The organism is Pseudomonas sp. DG56-2 (assembly GCF_004803755.1).
GTDB lineage: Bacteria > Pseudomonadota > Gammaproteobacteria > Pseudomonadales > Pseudomonadaceae > Aquipseudomonas > Aquipseudomonas auratipiscis.
The window spans coordinates 1,223,844-1,241,639 of the sequence record NZ_CP032311.1 but is presented as its reverse complement, the minus strand read 5'-3'; the positions used below and the strand labels follow the sequence as shown (position 1 = coordinate 1,241,639).

Below are 17,796 nucleotides of genomic sequence, written 5' to 3'. Positions count from 1 at the left end.
AGGCACCATCAGGGTTGCGTCCTGGCTTTGGCCAGGCGCCCGCCCTGCCAGCGATCCAGGCCTATAACCAGCAGACCAATGACGATAAAGCCGACAAGAATCGCCAATGCATTGAGCAGCACCTGGCCATAACCAAGCTTGACCACATCAAAGAAAGGATAGGGATAAGCCCCGATCGACTGCCCGCGCAACAGCGCATAGGCAAAATACCCCACCGGATACAACAACCAGGCACCCAGGTGCTTGAGCCGAAGGCTGCCCTTTTCTACGCAGCACCACCAGTAGATGACAAACACCACGGGCATGACATCGTGCAATAACTCATCGGCGAGCCACTGCCAGCCTTGCGGATACCACAGGTGGCGCAGCAAAAGACTGTAGGCAAGCCCGACCAGCACGATACTGGCAGTTACACCGGAACTGACTGCAGGGGCGAGAAAAAAATCTCGCGCGCGACCAGGCTTGCCGAACGCAGCATGGCTCAGCACCACTGCCACCAGGGTATTGCTCAATACCGTGAAGTAACTGAAATACGTGATCAGGCCGCCGATCAGGCTTGCCTGTTCATCCCAGCGCGCCAGCAGTACCAAGTACAGCTGGATCGCCAACGCGCTCCAACCGAGGATGGCTGCCAGGCCGACAAAGACCTCGCGCCAAATCATGCTGTTAACGGCGACCGCGCTGCAACTTCACGTACAACCGCTCGACTTTCTCCCGGGCCCAAGGTGTGCGGCGCAGAAACGTCAGGCTCGACTTGATGCTTGGGTCGCTCTTGAAGCAGCGAATGTCGATGCGCTCGGCCAACCCTTCCCATTGGTAATGCTCCACCAGCGCGGTAAGGATTTGCTCCAGGGTTACACCATGCAGTGGATTGGGGGTGGCTGTGGTCATGCCTGTACTCCAGCGAATCAAAGGTGCGCACCTTAGCCCAGGGGTGAGCTGACTACAAACATTCTAGTGCAGGCTCGCTTGCTTCAGCGCCAGGCGATGAAAAGCTACGTCGTAGAGCACACCCCGGCATAAAAATCCCTCAGCGAAAATGACAAAGGGAATGTTATATTGTATCAATACTAAAACACTGCCCAGGAAACTCGCTGACCATGCGTCGCTTGCCGCTTCGACACTCCCCCCTTACCGCCGCCCTCTTACTGGCTTCACCATTGAGCCAGGCCGTGGAGCTTGACCCTCAACTCATTACAGCCAACCCATTGGGCAACAGCACCTTGGCCGCCCCCAGTACGGTGCTCGAAGGTGACGAACTGACCCTGCAACAGAAAGGCAGCCTCGGCCAGACCCTGAGCAATCAGCCCGGCATCGCCTCGACCTGGTTCGGACCCGCCGCCAGCCGCCCGGTAATTCGTGGTTTGGATGGCGACCGCATTCGTATTTTGCGCAACGGCGTAGGCGCCCTGGACGCCTCATCCCTTTCCTACGACCACGCCGTACCGCTGGACCCCGCGACCGTGGAGCGCATCGAAATCGTGCGTGGCCCGGCCGCCCTGCTCTACGGGGGTAACGCCATTGGCGGGGTCGTGAACAGCTTCGATAACCGCATCCCCACCTCTCCCATCGACGGTATCCACGGTGCCGGGGAGTTACGTTATGGCGGTGCCGACACCACCCGCAGCAGCGCCGGCAAGCTGGAAGCAGGCGATGGACGCTTTGCCTTGCACGTGGATGCCAATAGTCGGCAGTTCAACGACCTGCGCATTCCCGGCTACGCGCGCAGTTCCAAGGTTCGCGATGCCGATGACCCAGGTAGCCGACATAAACTCGACAACAGCGACGGCCGCCAGGACGGTGGCGCTATCGGGGGCGCCTACCATTGGGACCATGGCTACACCGGCCTGTCGTACAGTCGTTACGACTCCAACTATGGTTCGGTGGCGGAGCCGGGCGTGCGCCTGGACATGCAACAGGATCACTACGGCTTCGCTTCAGAGCTGCGTGATCTTGATGGCCCTTTCAGTTCAGTGAAATTCGATGCCGGCTACACCGATTACCAACACCGCGAGCTGGAAGGCGGTGAGGTTCATACCACGTTCAAGAACAAAGGATACGAAGCTCGGGTAGAAGCCCGGCATCAGCCTTTGGGACCCGTAGAAGGCGTGATCGGGGCTCAAGTCAGTCGTAACGAGTTTTCCGCCCTCGGCGAAGAAGCCTTTGTGCCGCAGACCGACACCAACAGCGTTGCACTGTTCATGCTCGAGCAATGGCAAGCCACCGAGCGCCTGAACCTGAGCCTGGGTGGACGCCTGGAGCACACGCGGGTGGATCCCGACAGCCAGGGCAGCGAACGCTTCGCCCATGCCGACAGCGCCAGCAGCTTCACCGCCGCCAGCCTGTCGTCCGGTGCGGTTTATGAGTTGACGCCCATCTGGTCGCTGGCAGCGACGTTGGGTTATACCGAACGTGCACCGACGTTCTACGAGCTGTACGCCAACGGCGCTCACGTCGCTACGGGTACCTATGAGGTCGGCGATCCAGACCTGGGCAAAGAAAAAGCGATTTCCAGTGACCTGGCCTTACGTTTCGACAATGGCGTGCACAAAGGCAGCGTCGGGGTTTTCTACAGTCATTTCCGCAACTACATCGGCCTGCTGGCGAGTGGCAACATGCGTGAAGGTCACGACCACGATCATGGTGATCATGACCATGACCACGATCACGACCACGCCGCTGACGTTCCCGAGTACCTGTACAAAGGCGTACGCGCCCGCTTCTATGGCATCGAGGCCCAGGACCGTTGGCAACTGGCCGAAAATCACTTGGGCAGCTTTGCCTTGGAGCTATCCGGCGACTACACCCGGGCCAAAAACCTAGACACCGGAGAAGACCTGCCACGCATCGCCCCACTGCGCTTGAACAGCGGTCTGGTGTGGGATCTGAACCGCTGGCAGGCACGGGTTGACGTGCAGCATGCCAGCGCCCAGCACCGTAAACCAGCCAACGAAACCAGCACCGATGGCTACACCACGTTGGGGGCCAGTCTGGGCTATCGTTTCGACGTCGGCCAAAGCCAATGGCTGGCATTTGTTCGCGGCGAAAATCTCACCGATCAGACCGTGCGTTACGCAAGCTCGATCCTGCGCGACATCGCACCTGCACCCGGCCGCAGTGTTGAAGTAGGCTTGCGCACCGCCTTCTGATGACCGCCGTTGCCGGACTGTTACCAATCCGGCAACGGTGCCTCTTGGTGAATTGACTTTTTTTCTTACACATTCATCTATATCCTCCCCGCCTCACGCTGAACCGGTTCAGTTTATCCCCTACTACCCTATCGCCGCCGATCTCCACGGTAGGGTGTATCTGTCGTTTTTTCTATAATCAAAAGATAGCGCTATCTCATGCCTCAGATTCAACGTTTTCGCATTTCTCCCAACACCCGAGCGCGGCTTTCGGGTCTGGTCATTGCCAGCTTGGCCCCCTGCACTCAGGCCGCAGCGATGTTCGCCAGCGACTCACCATGGATGCTTGGCGATTGGGACGGCAACCGCACGGAGCTTGCCGAGCGCGGCTATGACTTCACCCTGGGCTACACCGGCGAAACAGGCGCAAACCTTCACGGCGGTTATGACGATGACGCAAGCGCTCGCTACAGCGGGCAGTTCACCCTGGGCACGCACCTGGATTTGCAGAAAATTTTCGGCTGGCAGGACAGCGAGTTCCAATTGACCGTTACCCAGCGTCATGGCGACAACATCAGCAACGACCGCATCAATGATCCGCGGGTCGGCGGCTTCACGTCTGCGCAGGAGGTGTGGGGACGCGGCCAAACCTGGCGTCTGACCCAGATGTGGATCAAGCAGAAATATTTCGACGGTGCCCTGGATGTGAAATTCGGCCGCTTCGGTCAGGGCGAAGATTTCAACAGCTTTCCCTGCGACTTCCAGAACCTGGCCTTCTGTGGCTCTCAGGTGGGTAACTGGGCCGGCGACATCTGGTACAACTGGCCGGTCAGCCAGTGGGCCTTGCGGGTCAAATACAACCTCACGCCCGAACTTTACGCACAGATCGGTGCCTACGAACAGAACCCGTCGAACCTGGACCGCAACAACGGCTTCAAGCTCAGTGGCAGCGGTACTCAAGGGGCCGTAATGCCGGTCGAACTGGTATGGACGCCGGCAATCGGCAGTCTGCCAGGGGAATATCGCGCGGGTTACTACTACAGTAATGCCAAGGCAACTGATGTCTACAAGGACAGCAACGACCAGCCAGCAGCACTGAGCGGTCAGGCTTACCGCAGCAGTTCGAGCAAGCACGGCTTCTGGCTGGGTGCCCAGCAGCAGTTGACGTCGCTGGCCTCCGACCATTCCCGTGGCCTGAGCGTGTTTGCCAATGCCACGCTGCATGACAAGAAGACCAACGCCATCGACAACTACGTTTCAGCAGGTGTGGTGTACAAGGGGCCCTTCGATGCCCGCGCCAAGGACGACATCGGTTTCGCCCTGGCCCGTGTGCACGTCAACCCTGCCTACCGCAAGAACGCCAAGGCGCTGAACCAGGCCAATGCTGTCAGCGACTACAACGACCCCCTGTTTCGCCCGATCCAGGATACCGAGTACAGCGCCGAGCTGTACTACGGCATTCACCTGGCCGACTGGCTGACCGTACGCCCGAACCTGCAGTACATCCGTCACCCTGGTGGTGTTAGCCAGGTCGACGACGCGCTGATCGGCGGGATCAAACTTCAGAGCAGTTTTTAATCGCCCTTTCCCTTTAACGGAGAACACAAGATGAGCACAGAAGGTGCCTTGAGTAGAACCCGCTGGCTGCCGCGCCTTATCGGCGTGCTGTTGCTGCTGATGGGCCTGGCCCTACTGGCGGGCGGCATCAAATTGAGCCAACTCGGCGGCTCTTTGTATTACCTGATTGCCGGTATCGGTTTTGCCCTGTCCGGCATTCTGCTGCTGGCCCTGCGTCGGCATGCCCTGGGGCTGTACGGTGCAGTGCTGCTCGGCAGTACCTTGTGGGCGTTGTGGGAAGTGGGTCTGGATTGGTGGCAACTGGTGCCACGTCTGGCGCTGTGGTTCGCTTTGGGGGTAGTCCTGCTGCTGCCATGGGCCCGCCGACCGCTGCTCGGCAACCCGTCGAAAATCAACCCGGCCCTGTTGAGCCTGGCAGTTGTCCTGTCGGGCGCCACCGCCGTGGCCAGCCAGTTTACCCATCCGGGCGAAATCAAGGGCAAGCTGGGTCGCGACAGCACAGGCTTGAGCAGCACCGCGCCGCAAATACCCGATGGTGAATGGCAGGCGTACGGCCGCACCGAGTTCGGCGATCGCTATTCTCCGTTGCGCCAGATCACCCCCGACAACGTGCATAAGCTGGAGGAAGCCTGGCGCATCCGCACCGGTGATCTGCCAACCGACAACGACCCGGTGGAGCTGACCAACCAGAACACGCCACTCAAGGTCAACGGCATGCTCTACGCCTGCACTGCGCACAGCAAGGTACTGGCCCTGGACCCGGACACCGGCGCTGAAATCTGGCGTTTCGACCCGAAAATCAAGAGCCCGACGGGCTTCAAGGGCTTCGCTCACATGACCTGCCGTGGTGTCTCGTATTATGACGAGAACAACTACGTCAATGTTGACGGCAGCCCTGCGCCGAAGATCTCCGATGCTGGCCAGGTTGTCGCCCGCACCTGTCCACGCCGTCTTTACCTGCCTACCGCAGATGCTCGCCTGATTGCCCTTAACGCTGACACCGGTAAAGTCTGCGAAGGCTTCGGCAACCAGGGGGTCATCGATTTGACCACTGGCATCGGCCCGTTCACTGCCGGTGGTTACTATTCCACGTCGCCTGCGGCGATCACCCGCGAACTGGTGATCATTGGCGGCCATGTAACCGATAACGAGTCGACCAACGAGCCATCCGGAGTGATCCGCGCCTACGATGTGCACGATGGGCGCCTGGTATGGAACTGGGACAGCAACAACCCGGATGAAACCGCGCCCCTGGCCGCGGGCAAAACCTACAGCCGCAACTCGGCGAACATGTGGTCGCTGGCCAGTGTCGACGAGAAGCTGGGCATGGTTTTCCTTCCCCTGGGCAACCAGACACCTGACCAGTGGGGCGCTGATCGCACCCCCGGTGCAGAAAAGTTCAGCGCCGGTATCGTTGCCTTGGACCTGGCCAACGGCAAGGTGCGCTGGAACTACCAGTTCACCCACCACGACCTGTGGGACATGGACGTTGGCAGTCAGCCGACCCTGCTCGATCTAAAGACCGCAGACGGGGTAAAACCGGCATTGATCGCGCCTACCAAACAGGGCAGCCTGTACGTGCTGGACCGTCGTGACGGTACACCGATCGTACCGATCCACGAGATCCCGGCCCCTCAAGGTGCGGTAGAGGGTGACCACACCGCGCCGACACAGGCTCGCTCGGAGCTCAACCTGCTTGGCCCGGACCTGACCGAACAAGCCATGTGGGGTGCCAGCCCGTTCGACCAGATGCTGTGCCGCATCCAGTTCCGTGAACTGCGCTACGAAGGTCAGTACACCCCGCCATCGATCCAGGGCAGTCTGGTCTATCCGGGCAACGTTGGCGTGTTCAACTGGGGCAGCGTCTCGGTCGACCCCGTGCGCCAATTGCTGTTCACCTCGCCGAATTACATGGCATTTGTGTCGAAGATGGTGCCGCGTGAGCAAGTCGCTGCCGGCAGCAAGCGCGAGAGCGAAACCAGCGGCGTGCAGCCCAACACCGGTGCCCCATACGCGGTCATCATGCACCCGTTCATGTCGCCACTGGGCGTACCTTGCCAGGCACCAGCCTGGGGCTACATCGCCGGTATCGATTTGACGACCAACCAAGTGGTGTGGAAGCACAAGAACGGCACCAGCCGTGACAGCTCGCCGATTCCGATTGGCCTACCCATTGGCGTGCCAAGCATGGGCGGTTCCATCGTCACCGCCGGCGGTGTGGGTTTCCTAAGCGGCACCCTGGACCAGTACCTGCGCGCCTATGACACCAACACCGGCAAGGAATTGTGGAGCTCGCGTCTGCCAGCAGGCGGCCAGGCCACGCCAATGACCTACACCGGCAAGGACGGCAAGCAATATGTGCTGGTGACCGCCGGTGGCCACGGCTCGCTGGGCACCAAAATGGGTGACTACGTAATTGCTTACAAATTGGCTGAATAGGCCCTAGCTACAAGCGACAAGCGACAAGCGACAAGCTGCAAGCTGCAAGTCCCGCAATCCCATCTTGCAGCTTGTAGCTTGAAGCTTGGAGCCTAAGTCCCCATCTAAGCACCATAGCCATTTTCGCAGGTGCCCCATGAGTGATCAGCAGGATCTACCGGAACAACTCGAGGATTACGCCAAACTCGAGCATCCTGAAGCCTCCGCTAAAACAGGCCACAACCTCGCCCTGCCCGACCAGCAACTGCCGGAAAGGGTTTACGTCATCCCGATTCACAACCGCCCGTTCTTCCCCGCGCAGGTACTGCCGGTAATTGTCAACGAAGAACCTTGGGCGGAAACACTCGATCTGGTCTCCAAGACCCCCCATCACTCCCTGGCCCTGTTCTATATGGACACGCCGCCAGAAGATCACCGCCACTTCGATACGTCAGCGTTGCCGCTTTACGGCACCTTGGTAAAAGTCCATCACGCCAGCCGCGAAAACGGCAAGCTGCAGTTCGTCGCCCAGGGCCTGACCCGGGTGCGTATCCGTACCTGGCTCAAACATCATCGCCCGCCCTACCTGGTCGAGGTCGAGTATCCGCGTCAACCCAGCGAACCGACCGACGAGGTAAAAGCCTACGGCATGGCCCTGATCAATGCGATCAAGGAGCTGCTACCCCTCAATCCGCTGTACAGCGAAGAGCTGAAAAACTACCTCAACCGCTTCAGTCCCAACGATCCGTCGCCGTTGACCGACTTTGCTGCGGCACTGACTTCGGCTACCGGCAACCAATTGCAGGAAGTGCTCGATTGCGTACCCATGCTCAAGCGCATGGAGAAGGTCTTGCCGATGCTGCGCAAGGAGGTCGAAGTTGCTCATTTGCAGAACGAGATTTCTGCAGAAGTAAACCGCCAGATCGGCGAGCATCAACGCGAGTTTTTCCTCAAGGAGCAACTCAAGGTAATCCAGCAAGAGCTGGGGCTGACCAAGGATGATCGCAGCGCGGACCTGGAGCAATTCGAGCAGCGCTTGCAAGGCAAGACATTGTCGGCAGCCACAAAAAAACGTATTGATGAAGAGATGGGCAAGCTGGCGATTCTGGAGACAGGTTCACCCGAGTACGCGGTCACCCGTAATTACCTGGACTGGGCGACCGCGTTGCCATGGGGTGTCTATAGCAAGGACAAACTTGACCTCAAGCACGCACGAAAAGTGCTCGACCAGCACCATGCCGGACTCGACGATATCAAGGATCGGATCCTGGAGTTCCTCGCCATCGGTGCCTGGAAAGGCGAAATCAGCGGTTCTATCGTTCTGCTGGTCGGCCCACCTGGTGTGGGTAAAACCAGTGTCGGCAAGTCCATTGCGCAATCCCTGGGGCGACCGTTCTATCGTTTCAGTGTTGGTGGCATGCGCGATGAGGCAGAAATCAAAGGGCACCGACGCACCTACATCGGCGCGCAACCGGGCAAGCTGGTCCAGGCGCTGAAAGACGTCGAGGTCATGAACCCTGTGATCATGCTCGATGAAATCGACAAGATGGGGCAAAGCTACCAAGGTGATCCCGCTTCAGCCTTGTTGGAAACCCTCGACCCCGAACAGAACGTCGACTTCCTCGACCACTATCTGGACCTGCGTCTGGACCTGTCGAAAGTGTTGTTCGTGTGCACGGCCAACACGCTGGACTCGATTCCCGGTCCGCTGCTGGACCGCATGGAAGTCATTCGTCTATCGGGTTATATCACTGAGGAAAAACTAGCCATTGCCAAACGCCACTTGTGGCCCAAACAGCTGCAAAAAGCCGGTGTCGCCAAGACCAGCTTGAGTATTACTGATAGTGCGCTGCGCACTGTCATTGAGGGCTACGCTCGCGAGGCAGGGGTCCGCCAACTGGAAAAGCAGCTCGGCAAATTGGTGCGTAAAGCGGTGATGCAACTGCTGGACAACCCGCAAGCCAAGATCAAGATCGGCCCCAAGGATTTGGAAGCCTCTCTGGGCAAGCCCGTGTTTCGCAGTGAGCAAGTGCTGTCGGGCAAAGGTGTGATTACGGGCCTCGCCTGGACCAGCATGGGTGGCGCTACGCTGCCGATCGAAGCTACCCGTATTCATACCCTCAACCGCGGCTTCAAGCTGACCGGGCAGCTAGGCGATGTGATGAAGGAGTCGGCCGAAATTGCCTACAGCTATGTCAGCGCCAACCTCAAACAGTACGGCGGTGACCCGACCTTTTTCAATGAAGCGTTCATCCATCTTCACGTACCGGAAGGCGCCACTCCAAAGGATGGACCGAGCGCAGGCATAACAATGGCCAGCGCTCTGTTATCCCTGGCCCGAGATCAGTCCCCGAAAAAGGCAGTGGCCATGACCGGCGAACTCACCTTGACCGGGCAAGTGCTACCCATTGGCGGGGTGCGTGAGAAAGTCATTGCAGCACGCCGGCAGAAAATTTTCGAATTGATCCTGCCGGAGGCCAACCGAGGTGATTTCGAAGAATTGCCGGATTACCTCAAGGAAGGCTTGAGCGTGCATTTCGCCAGACGCTTCAGTGAGGTGGCCAAGGTGTTGTTCGAGTGATTGAACGCTGCAAGCCATCAGCGCGGGCGTAAAAGCCCGCGTCATCGGTTGGCGGAGTTAAAGGTGTTTACGAAACTCGGCAACGACAAATTGTGCATAAGCCCTCAACCCGAAAGCCACAGCTTCCAGCCCTTGGGCACTATCGACATCAGCGACCTTTACCCCACGCAATCGGGTGTGTGCAGCATCCAGCTGAATGCAGATCTGCTTGTTTTCATCCAACCACTGCTGACGGATCTCGCCTAACGACAAATATCGATCAAGCGCCTCCAGATAACCCTGCAACTGCCTGGAACGAGATACCAAGTCAGCTTGATCGGCCTTTAGTTCCTTGATTTGTGCCACCAATGCTCGTCGTTGCTCCTGCAACTGCGAATAACGCATGCCTTCCTCTAAGCCGCCGACAAGCTTGCCAATAGCCTCCAGTGCTCTCTCTACGGCGGCTAAAGCCGCAGCCGGTGTCGTGCCCATGCTGACCAGTTCCTTGACCTGATCGACCGTTGGTAGCTTTCCCTCAAACAATGTATCCAAACCGTTGGATTCAAATACGTCGATTGCATTCTCCAGTTCGCCGAGATCATTTTGCTTACTACTTAAGCTGTCGGCACAAAGTTGCTCATCTCTCGTGGCCCGTGCCTGTGCCGCCTGGTAGCCGCTTACATCGCGGCTCGCATCAAATACAGGGAGGCTCTCGACCGTTTTCACGGCGGCTACGGCACCGTCCTGTAACATCCCCAACTTCCTGCAGATATTACTCACGGAAACAGTGATCTCCCCGATGAAAAAATCCTTTTCTTCCGCGTCACCTGCCTCCCGGAGCTTACCTGTCAATTTAGATAAATTTTCCGACTCGATACTTATTACGAGTGTTTCAGCATTGCTTGCAAACCCCTCGACAGCCGTCGTGATAGCGTTGTAATGACGCTCGATCGAGCTATGTAGCATGGGCAGAAAACTAAAGGTACTCTCCTTCCAGAACGCAGCGTAGGCCGATCTTGCAGCGAGGAATTTTTCCATGTCGGGGTTGGCCAATGAAGCGTTCAGCGAAACGACATTATCACTCATAAAAATAGTTCCTTTATTTAATCGAAGCCGCGTCATCGAATACGCCATTCATATGCCTGGCGAAACTTCCTATCCCCTTCCATTGATCAACGAAGTTGCCAAAGAACAAAGCAAATTTGTACAGCTGCTGGTTGGACTCCACGCGATTCAGATGGGTAATCGAGGCGTCGATGTATTTACCGATCATGTCCCAGGCAGAGTGCAGATGAGAAGAAGCCGTCAGTACATCACGTAGCCGTGTTTCCAGTTGACCCATCTGCGTATTGAGTTCTTCCAGAAGGCCCTCGAGCCTGATGGCAGCTTTCAACTTTTGGCTAGTTTCCGCCCGCTCCGCCTGGCGAGCGTTGCGCTCCTTACGAACTTTTTCCGCTTTTGAACCATAGATTGAACCCGTTATAACCGCACCCAACGGTCCTGCCGCCAGTCCCGCAAGGGCTGCCTTCACATAATGGTCATACTCGCTACCAAGGCGTTTGATCTCGTTATCGAGGCTTACCAAATCCTCGCGTAGTTGTTCGATTTTCCCGCTGCTCTGGCGGCGCTTGAGGGCGTGAAGCTTGCGAATGACCAATGGCGCCAAGACTTCCCGCGCCACATCGCGAAACTCTTTGGTCTGTCCGCCTACAACAGTGACATTCTCTGCGAACTGCGCCACATCTTTTCGCAGGACGTCCATGAAACCGACAAGATCTTTCACCGTGCCCTTATCTATCAACGTGAGCTCGACAGGCTCATCGAAGCTGATGCTTTCCCACCTATCCCTCGATTTGCCAATGGCCACGGTTTTTTCCAGCGTTTTCAGTATGTATTGGCCTGTGCTGTCGATGCTGCTGGCGCTGGAGGCCAATTGAAAACCAAGGGCCTTGCTAATATCCGCCAACTCGACCCAGCTGCGTCCGTGCTGCTGCAATTGCTTATGCAAGTCACACATACTGGACGGCATTAACTCCGCTTCACTGATTGTCGAGTATCCCAACCACTCAATCACGGCATCAGTGGTGCCTGGCAGGCTGAATACATGGTTGGCATATTGATTGAGGGTGATAATGTGTTCCCGCGTCAGGGTGAGCCCGCCGTCATTGGGACCATCGCGCTCTGCCATACCCTGGATGAGGTTAGCGGGCAGGCGTTCAGCCTCTGCCTGCAATTGGTCGAAATTTTTTTCTGCACTGTCCATAGTTACGCCCCTGGTGATAGGCCATGTGGCCTGGGACTTGAAACTATTACTGATGAGTACTGCCGAGCAGAGGGCAGCTTTTCCCGAATGCCAATACTGGCCCGAACGAATGGATCGTCGATGAAAATCAACTGCAAATTACTCGTCCTTGGCTTGCCCCTGCTGATGGCCGCATGCGCTCAGACGCCAGGCAAGCACGATAACCTGGTATTGGAAAAAGCCAGCCAATGCCCCGTGCACCTGGAGATCAACCAGACGCTCACCCTCACCCTGCCGAGCAATCCCAGCACCGGCTACCGCTGGTTGCTGCAGAACCCTGCTTCCGGGATATTGAGAAGCTTGGGCCCCGAGGTCTACAGTCATCCGGAAGATGCAGGGGTGGTAGGAAGCGCGGGGCAATCGGTATGGCGCTTTCAGACGCAAGCCGCAGGCGAAGGTCATCTGATATTGGTTTATCAACAACCTTGGGCCCCTGAAGTGCGCCCGGTGCAGACCTTTGATTGTGCTATCAACGTGAAGTAACTGCGCTGGTCAGCCAGGCCATGCATCGCCTGGCAAGTTTGGCTAAAATGCCCGCCTTTTACCGCCTAATGCCTGGATTGTCCTTGTGAGCAAAGAACCTGACCGCCTATTCGCCCAGCCGCTTGGCCAGGTACCCGACTTCGCCTTCAACGAAGACGTGGTGCGCGTGTTCCCGGACATGATCAAGCGCTCAGTACCGGGTTACCCGACCATTGTCGAGAACCTTGGGGTGTTGGCTGCACAATTCGCTCAGCCGAACACAGCCTTGTATGACCTGGGCAGCTCGCTGGGTGCCGTGACCCAGGCACTGCGCCGGCATGTACGTAGCGACGGCTGTCGGGTTATAGCAATAGACAACTCCGCCGCCATGGTAGAGCGCTGCCGCCAATACCTCACGGCCCAGGACTCGATGTTCCAGGAACTGTTGCCGGTAGACGTAGTCGAGGGAGACATTCTCGCGCTCGAGTTCCAGCCTGCTTCGGTGGTGGCAATGAACTTCACCTTGCAGTTCATTGCACCAGAGCAGCGCCTGGAACTGCTTGCTCGTATCCGTGCTTCGCTGCTACCAGGCGGCGCACTGATTCTTTCCGAAAAATTGCGCTTTGACGATGCCCAAGAGCACGCCCTGCTCACCGACCTGCATGTTGCATTCAAGCGTGCCAATGGCTACAGCGAACTGGAAATAGCCCAGAAACGCAGCGCCATTGAGAACGTGATGAAGCCTGACAGTTTTGAAGAACACCGTCAGCGCTTGTTGGCAGCCGGTTTCTCCAAAGTAGTACCCTGGTTCCAATGCCTTAATTTTGCCTCGTTGATTGCCCTGCCATGATTGATCTATCCCCGTTGGTCCGCCGTTTGGCGGGTACTCCCCTCGCACAATGGTCGCAAGGCCTGCAAGCACAGCTGGACGCCAAGATGGACAAGGGCCATGGCGACCTGGAGCGCTGGCAGAATGCCCTGGATGCGCTTCCGGCGTTGCAGCCAAGCACAGTGGACTTGCTCAACGGTCTGAACCTGGATTGCGAGTGCGACCAGGACACTCGCGACCGTATGCGCCAGGCCCTTATGGGGTTATCGCCCTGGCGCAAAGGGCCGTTTGACCTGTTCGGTGTACATGTAGACACCGAGTGGCGTTCGGACTGGAAATGGTCGCGCGTTGCTCCGCATCTGGATCTCAAGGGCAAACGAATTCTGGATGTCGGCTGCGGCAATGGTTATTACCAGTGGCGCATGCTCGGCGCCGGCGCCGACAGTGTGATTGGCGTCGACCCCAACTGGCTGTTCTTCTGCCAGTTCCAGGCCGTGCAGCGGTATCTGCCCGACCTTCCTGCCTGGCACTTGCCTTTCGCGCTGGAAGATCTGCCAGCCAATCTGGAAGGCTTCGATACCGTATTTTCCATGGGTGTGTTCTATCACCGTCGCTCCCCCATCGAACACCTGCTGGCGCTCAAGGACTGCCTGGTAAAAGGCGGCGAGTTGGTGCTGGAAACACTGGTGATCGAAGGCGATGAGAATCAGGTCCTCGTGCCCGAAGACCGTTACGCGCAGATGCGCAATGTCTGGTTTTTACCTTCAGTTCCAGCCTTGGAACGCTGGTTGCGCCGCGCCGGCTTCAGCGATGTACGCTGCGTGGATGTGAGCGTCACCAGCGTTGAAGAACAGCGCAGTACCGAGTGGATGCGTTATCAGTCGCTCAGCGACTTCCTCGACCCAGCCGACCACAGCCGTACTGTTGAAGGCCTGCCCGCGCCGCGTCGCGCAGTGCTGGTGGCGCGTAAATAAAAAAAGGCGCCCACAAGGGCGCCTAATATTCACCTTTTTCCAAAGGAGCTGGGGAGCTTCGAAGGTGAATGGAGCTACTCTTTGGCCACTTGCTGCTGAGCGTTCTCGCGCTTCTGCGCAGCGAATTTGGCGATCGCCTGATCCTTGTCGCCGTGGATCTGCTCCTGGCTCAGACGGAATTTTTCCCAGAACTGTTTCGAACGTTCTGCGCCGCCTTCGGCCAGTGCGGCGCCACTGCCCAAGGCCAGAACAGCCATCAGCGCATATTTGATCAGGCTCATGTTGCTCACCTCGTGATTGAATTTCAGTACGGTTCAATCTTACGAAAGGCAAGCTAACAACAAGGTGAGGCGCAAATTACAGTGTTGAAAGAAACCAGCCCGGGTGGTGGCGAGCTAGCGCCCCAGTAAAACTGTCGAAAATTACAATTCTGTAATTCAGCCGAAATCCAGCAAAAGATGGCTTAGTATCCGCCGTTCGATGCCCGCCCTTGACCCTGCAGCTACTTCAGGGTTGAAAATCACGTCCTTTCTCACCGTCGAGTCATTTCATGCGCTTATTGATCATCGAGGACGAGCTTCGTACCGCCGATTACTTGCAACAGGGTTTGAGTGAAAACGGCTATATCGTCGATTGCGCCCACACCGGAACCGACGGCTTGCACATGGCCCGCCAGCACGCCTACGACCTGATCATCCTCGACGTCAACCTGCCTGAGCTCGATGGCTGGTCTGTGTTGAAGCAGCTTCGCGCCGACGCCAGCACCCGAATCATGATGTTGACGGCACATGGTCGCCTATCTGATCGCGTCAAAGGCCTGGACCTGGGGGCCGACGATTATTTACTCAAGCCCTTCGAGTTCCCCGAACTGCTCGCGCGAATTCGCAGCCTGTTGCGACGTAACGATCAGAGCCTGCAACCCAGCACTTTGAAAGTCGCCGACCTGGAACTTGATCCGGGTCGCCACCGCGCTTACCGCAACGGACAGCGTATCGATCTGACGGCCAAAGAGTTCGCGTTGTTGCATTTATTGATGCGTCAAAGCGGCGAGGTGCTGTCTCGCACACAGATCATTTCATTGGTCTGGGACATGAATTTCGATTGCGACACCAATGTCGTCGAAGTCTCGATTCGCCGCTTGCGAGCCAAGATCGATGATCCCTTCGAGGACAAACTGATCCATACCCTGCGAGGCGTCGGCTATGTACTCGAGGCGCGCGAATGAAGCCGGCCAGGCTGTCCCTGCGCCTGGGCATGAGTGTCAGCCTGATGGGCGCTGCGTTGGTGTTGCTGTTGGCGTGCCTGGCTGTGCTCGCCCTGGACCACGAACTGGATAGTCGGGCACGCAAAAGCCTGGCCGCAAAAATGACCCAGATAGAGCATGGCCTGAGCATCGATCTGAAGGCCGGCGACCTGCAAACCTCGGCCCACCCCTTACTGGATGTAGTGATGGGACATGACAACCTGAGTCTGAGTGTAATCGCCCTGACCGGTCGCCACTCGGCCTTGCTCACGCTGGGGCCGGGGTTGGATGCCCAAGCGCTGATGCAGATTCCTATCCACCCCCACCTGAACTTCAACCAATGGCGCGACAGCAATGACAATCATCTGCTGACAGCCTCGCGCCTGATGCGTCTCAATGATGGGACGCAAGTGCATGTGCTGCTGACGGTCAATTTGGCCGACGACCATAGCCTGTTGCTGGCCTATTTGCGCTCGACCCTGTTTGCCTTGCCGCTACTAGTACTTCTGATTGGCTTTGGCGCCTGGATAGTGGTGCAGCGAGGCCTTGTCCCACTGCGCCGCTTCCGCCAGATCGCCGAGCAAGTGTCGGCCCAGCAATTGGCGCTACGCCTGCCAGTGAAGGACTTGCCCCATGAACTCAGCGAATTGGCCAGCACCATGAACATCATGCTTGATCGACTGGATGGAGGCGTGCAGCAGCTTTCACAGTTCTCGGACGATCTGGCCCATGAGCTGCGCACCCCCATCGGTAACCTCATGGGCAAGGCTCAGGTCACCCTGGCCCGTGAGCGTCCTATCGAGCAATACAAGGACGTACTGGAAGCCAGCATCGAGGAACTGACCCGTCTGAACCGCATCATCAATGACATGCTGTTTCTCGCCCAGGTCAGCCAGCCTGATAGTCAAATTCCGCTAAAAGCGGTCTGCCTGGCCGATGAAGCCAAGCGCGTCAGTGAGTTGTTCGAGTTCAGCAGTGAACAGAAGGATGTCAGTGTGCAGGTGCATGGCTGGGGCACGATTATGGCTGATCGCCTGATGGTGCAACGGGCGCTTTCGAACGTGTTGAGCAACGCCATCCGCCATAGCCCACAGGGGCAACGCGTTGAAATTGGGATTGAGCGGCACGGTGACGAAGTATGCATGTGGGTCGAAAACCGCGGACCGGGTATTGAGCCGGCGCATCTAGCACATTTATTCGAGCGCTTTTACCGCGTCGGCTCCGGACGTTCTCGCCTTGAGGGTGGCACCGGGTTGGGCCTGGCGATCGTGAAGTCGATCATGCTCGCGCATGGGGGCCGAGTTGAGGTGAGCAGTGAACTCAATGGTATGACTCGATTCAGCCTGATTTTTCCGGGTGCGCAAGCAGGTTGAAATGCTGCCCCGGTGCAAACCGGCTTGCTGCGCAATCTGGCGCAAGCGGCAGCCAATCCAGCGTACTCGATGCATCAGGCATATCCGACACCGAACGGCTCGCGGGTGTCGGTATGCTTTCACAGGTCAGCAAACTGGCCGCCTTTACATCCGCTGTGCACTATCAGTGGCGGCTAGCTGCCATGATCAGCGCTTTCATCTCCGCGACTGCCGACTTGAACCCAACAAACAGAGCATGTGCGACCAGCGCATGGCCAATGTTCAACTCGTTGATGCCCTTGATCGCAGCAACGGCTTCAACGTTGTGGTAATGCAAGCCATGACCGGCGTTGACGATCAGGCCCTGGCTCAAGCCAAACGCCACGCCATCGGCAACGCGCTTGAGCTCCTCGGCGACTTCAGTCGGCGTTTGGGCATCAGCATAGCGACCGGTGTGCAATTCAATGGCAGGCGCGCCTACACGGCGCGAGGCTTCGATCTGGCGCTCATCGGCGTCGATGAACAGCGAGACTTCCGAGCCCATGCGTGACAGGCGCTCAACTGCGGCTTTGATCCTTGCTTCTTGACCCGCCACGTCCAGGCCACCCTCGGTGGTCAACTCCTGACGAGTCTCTGGAACCAGGCAGATGTGTGCCGGACGGATGCGCTCAGCGAATACCATCATTTCTTCGGTGACGCCCATTTCGAAGTTCATGCGCGTCTGCAGCACGTCCTTGAGCACCAATACGTCGCGCTCCTGGATATGCCGCCGGTCTTCGCGCAGGTGCACGGTGATGCCGTCTGCACCGGCCTCCTCGGCGTCCAGCGCGGCTTTGACCGGATCGGGATAACGCGTACCACGCGCCTGGCGCAGGGTCGCCACGTGGTCGATGTTCACGCCGAGGAGCATGCGGTTGCTTTGAGTCACGAAAAGGCTCTCCTGATGATTT

15 protein-coding genes are annotated in these 17,796 nt (G+C 57.8%); 9 read left to right on the top strand and 6 right to left on the bottom strand.

Going from position 1 to position 17,796, the window contains the following annotated elements; genetic code table 11:
- Positions 1-8: 8 nt before the first annotated feature.
- On the bottom strand, positions 9-662 hold the full coding sequence (locus D3Z90_RS05830; protein WP_136474844.1) for a Pr6Pr family membrane protein: 654 nt from the start codon (positions 660-662) through the stop codon (positions 9-11).
- A gap of 4 nt (positions 663-666) precedes the next feature.
- Positions 667-891: a VF530 family DNA-binding protein gene (locus D3Z90_RS05825; RefSeq protein ID WP_136474843.1), complete on the bottom strand. Its 225-nt coding sequence runs from the start codon at positions 889-891 to the stop codon at positions 667-669.
- Positions 892-1,100: 209 nt separating this feature from the next.
- Between D3Z90_RS05825 and D3Z90_RS05820 the strand changes: the two genes are divergently transcribed.
- The 4 genes from D3Z90_RS05820 to lon all read left to right on the top strand — a co-directional run bounded on the left by D3Z90_RS05820 (position 1,101) and on the right by lon (position 9,705).
- Positions 1,101-3,149 carry a TonB-dependent receptor gene (locus D3Z90_RS05820; RefSeq protein ID WP_136474842.1) on the top strand — a complete coding sequence of 683 codons (2,049 nt, stop codon included), beginning with the start codon at positions 1,101-1,103 and terminating at the stop codon, positions 3,147-3,149.
- Between the two features lie 198 nt (positions 3,150-3,347).
- The gene (locus tag D3Z90_RS05815) at positions 3,348-4,706 is read left to right on the top strand and encodes a carbohydrate porin (RefSeq protein ID WP_136474841.1); all 1,359 of its coding nucleotides are present in this window, start codon (positions 3,348-3,350) and stop codon (positions 4,704-4,706) included.
- A gap of 30 nt (positions 4,707-4,736) precedes the next feature.
- A complete protein-coding gene (locus D3Z90_RS05810; RefSeq protein ID WP_136474840.1) occupies positions 4,737-7,145 on the top strand; it encodes a glucose/quinate/shikimate family membrane-bound PQQ-dependent dehydrogenase in 2,409 nt (802 codons plus the stop codon).
- Positions 7,146-7,281: 136 nt separating this feature from the next.
- Entirely contained in the window at positions 7,282-9,705 is a 2,424-nt protein-coding gene (lon, locus tag D3Z90_RS05805) for an endopeptidase La (RefSeq protein WP_136474839.1), read from the top strand.
- 57 nt (positions 9,706-9,762) lie between these two features.
- Here the strand turns inward: lon and D3Z90_RS05800 are convergent, their stop codons facing one another.
- Together D3Z90_RS05800 and D3Z90_RS05795 are read right to left on the bottom strand one after the other, a co-directional pair.
- On the bottom strand, positions 9,763-10,770 hold the full coding sequence (locus D3Z90_RS05800; protein ID WP_136474838.1) for an alpha-xenorhabdolysin family binary toxin subunit B: 1,008 nt from the start codon (positions 10,768-10,770) through the stop codon (positions 9,763-9,765).
- 13 nt (positions 10,771-10,783) lie between these two features.
- Positions 10,784-11,947, bottom strand: coding sequence for an alpha-xenorhabdolysin family binary toxin subunit A (locus D3Z90_RS05795; protein ID WP_136474837.1), 1,164 nt, complete (start codon positions 11,945-11,947; stop codon positions 10,784-10,786).
- A gap of 120 nt (positions 11,948-12,067) precedes the next feature.
- On the opposite strand from D3Z90_RS05795, the gene D3Z90_RS05790 reads away from it, so the two are divergent.
- The 3 genes from D3Z90_RS05790 (at position 12,068) to cmoB (ending at position 14,251) form a co-directional block, all read left to right on the top strand.
- Positions 12,068-12,469 (top strand): protease inhibitor I42 family protein, encoded by a 402-nt coding sequence (locus D3Z90_RS05790; protein ID WP_136474836.1) that lies wholly within the window; start codon positions 12,068-12,070, stop codon positions 12,467-12,469.
- A gap of 85 nt (positions 12,470-12,554) precedes the next feature.
- Positions 12,555-13,298 (top strand): carboxy-S-adenosyl-L-methionine synthase CmoA, encoded by a 744-nt coding sequence (gene cmoA / locus D3Z90_RS05785; protein ID WP_136474835.1) that lies wholly within the window; start codon positions 12,555-12,557, stop codon positions 13,296-13,298.
- Positions 13,295-14,251, top strand: a complete 957-nt coding sequence (gene cmoB, locus D3Z90_RS05780; RefSeq protein ID WP_136474834.1) for a tRNA 5-methoxyuridine(34)/uridine 5-oxyacetic acid(34) synthase CmoB — start codon at positions 13,295-13,297, stop codon at positions 14,249-14,251. Before cmoA ends, cmoB begins: the two co-directional genes overlap by 4 nt.
- A gap of 74 nt (positions 14,252-14,325) precedes the next feature.
- Here the strand turns inward: cmoB and D3Z90_RS05775 are convergent, their stop codons facing one another.
- Positions 14,326-14,532 carry a hypothetical protein gene (locus tag D3Z90_RS05775; RefSeq protein WP_136474833.1) on the bottom strand — a complete coding sequence of 69 codons (207 nt, stop codon included), beginning with the start codon at positions 14,530-14,532 and terminating at the stop codon, positions 14,326-14,328.
- A 269-nt stretch (positions 14,533-14,801) separates the two neighbouring features.
- On the opposite strand from D3Z90_RS05775, the gene D3Z90_RS05770 reads away from it, so the two are divergent.
- Entirely contained in the window at positions 14,802-15,476 is a 675-nt protein-coding gene (locus D3Z90_RS05770) for a heavy metal response regulator transcription factor (protein WP_136474832.1), read from the top strand.
- Positions 15,473-16,867, top strand: coding sequence for a heavy metal sensor histidine kinase (locus D3Z90_RS05765; RefSeq protein WP_136474831.1), 1,395 nt, complete (start codon positions 15,473-15,475; stop codon positions 16,865-16,867). The genes D3Z90_RS05770 and D3Z90_RS05765 overlap by 4 nt, the downstream gene beginning before the upstream one ends.
- 163 nt (positions 16,868-17,030) lie before the next feature.
- Here the strand turns inward: D3Z90_RS05765 and pdxJ are convergent, their stop codons facing one another.
- A complete protein-coding gene (gene pdxJ / locus D3Z90_RS05760) occupies positions 17,031-17,756 on the bottom strand; it encodes a pyridoxine 5'-phosphate synthase (RefSeq protein ID WP_371922310.1) in 726 nt (241 codons plus the stop codon).
- Between the last annotated feature and the right edge of the window lie 40 nt (positions 17,757-17,796).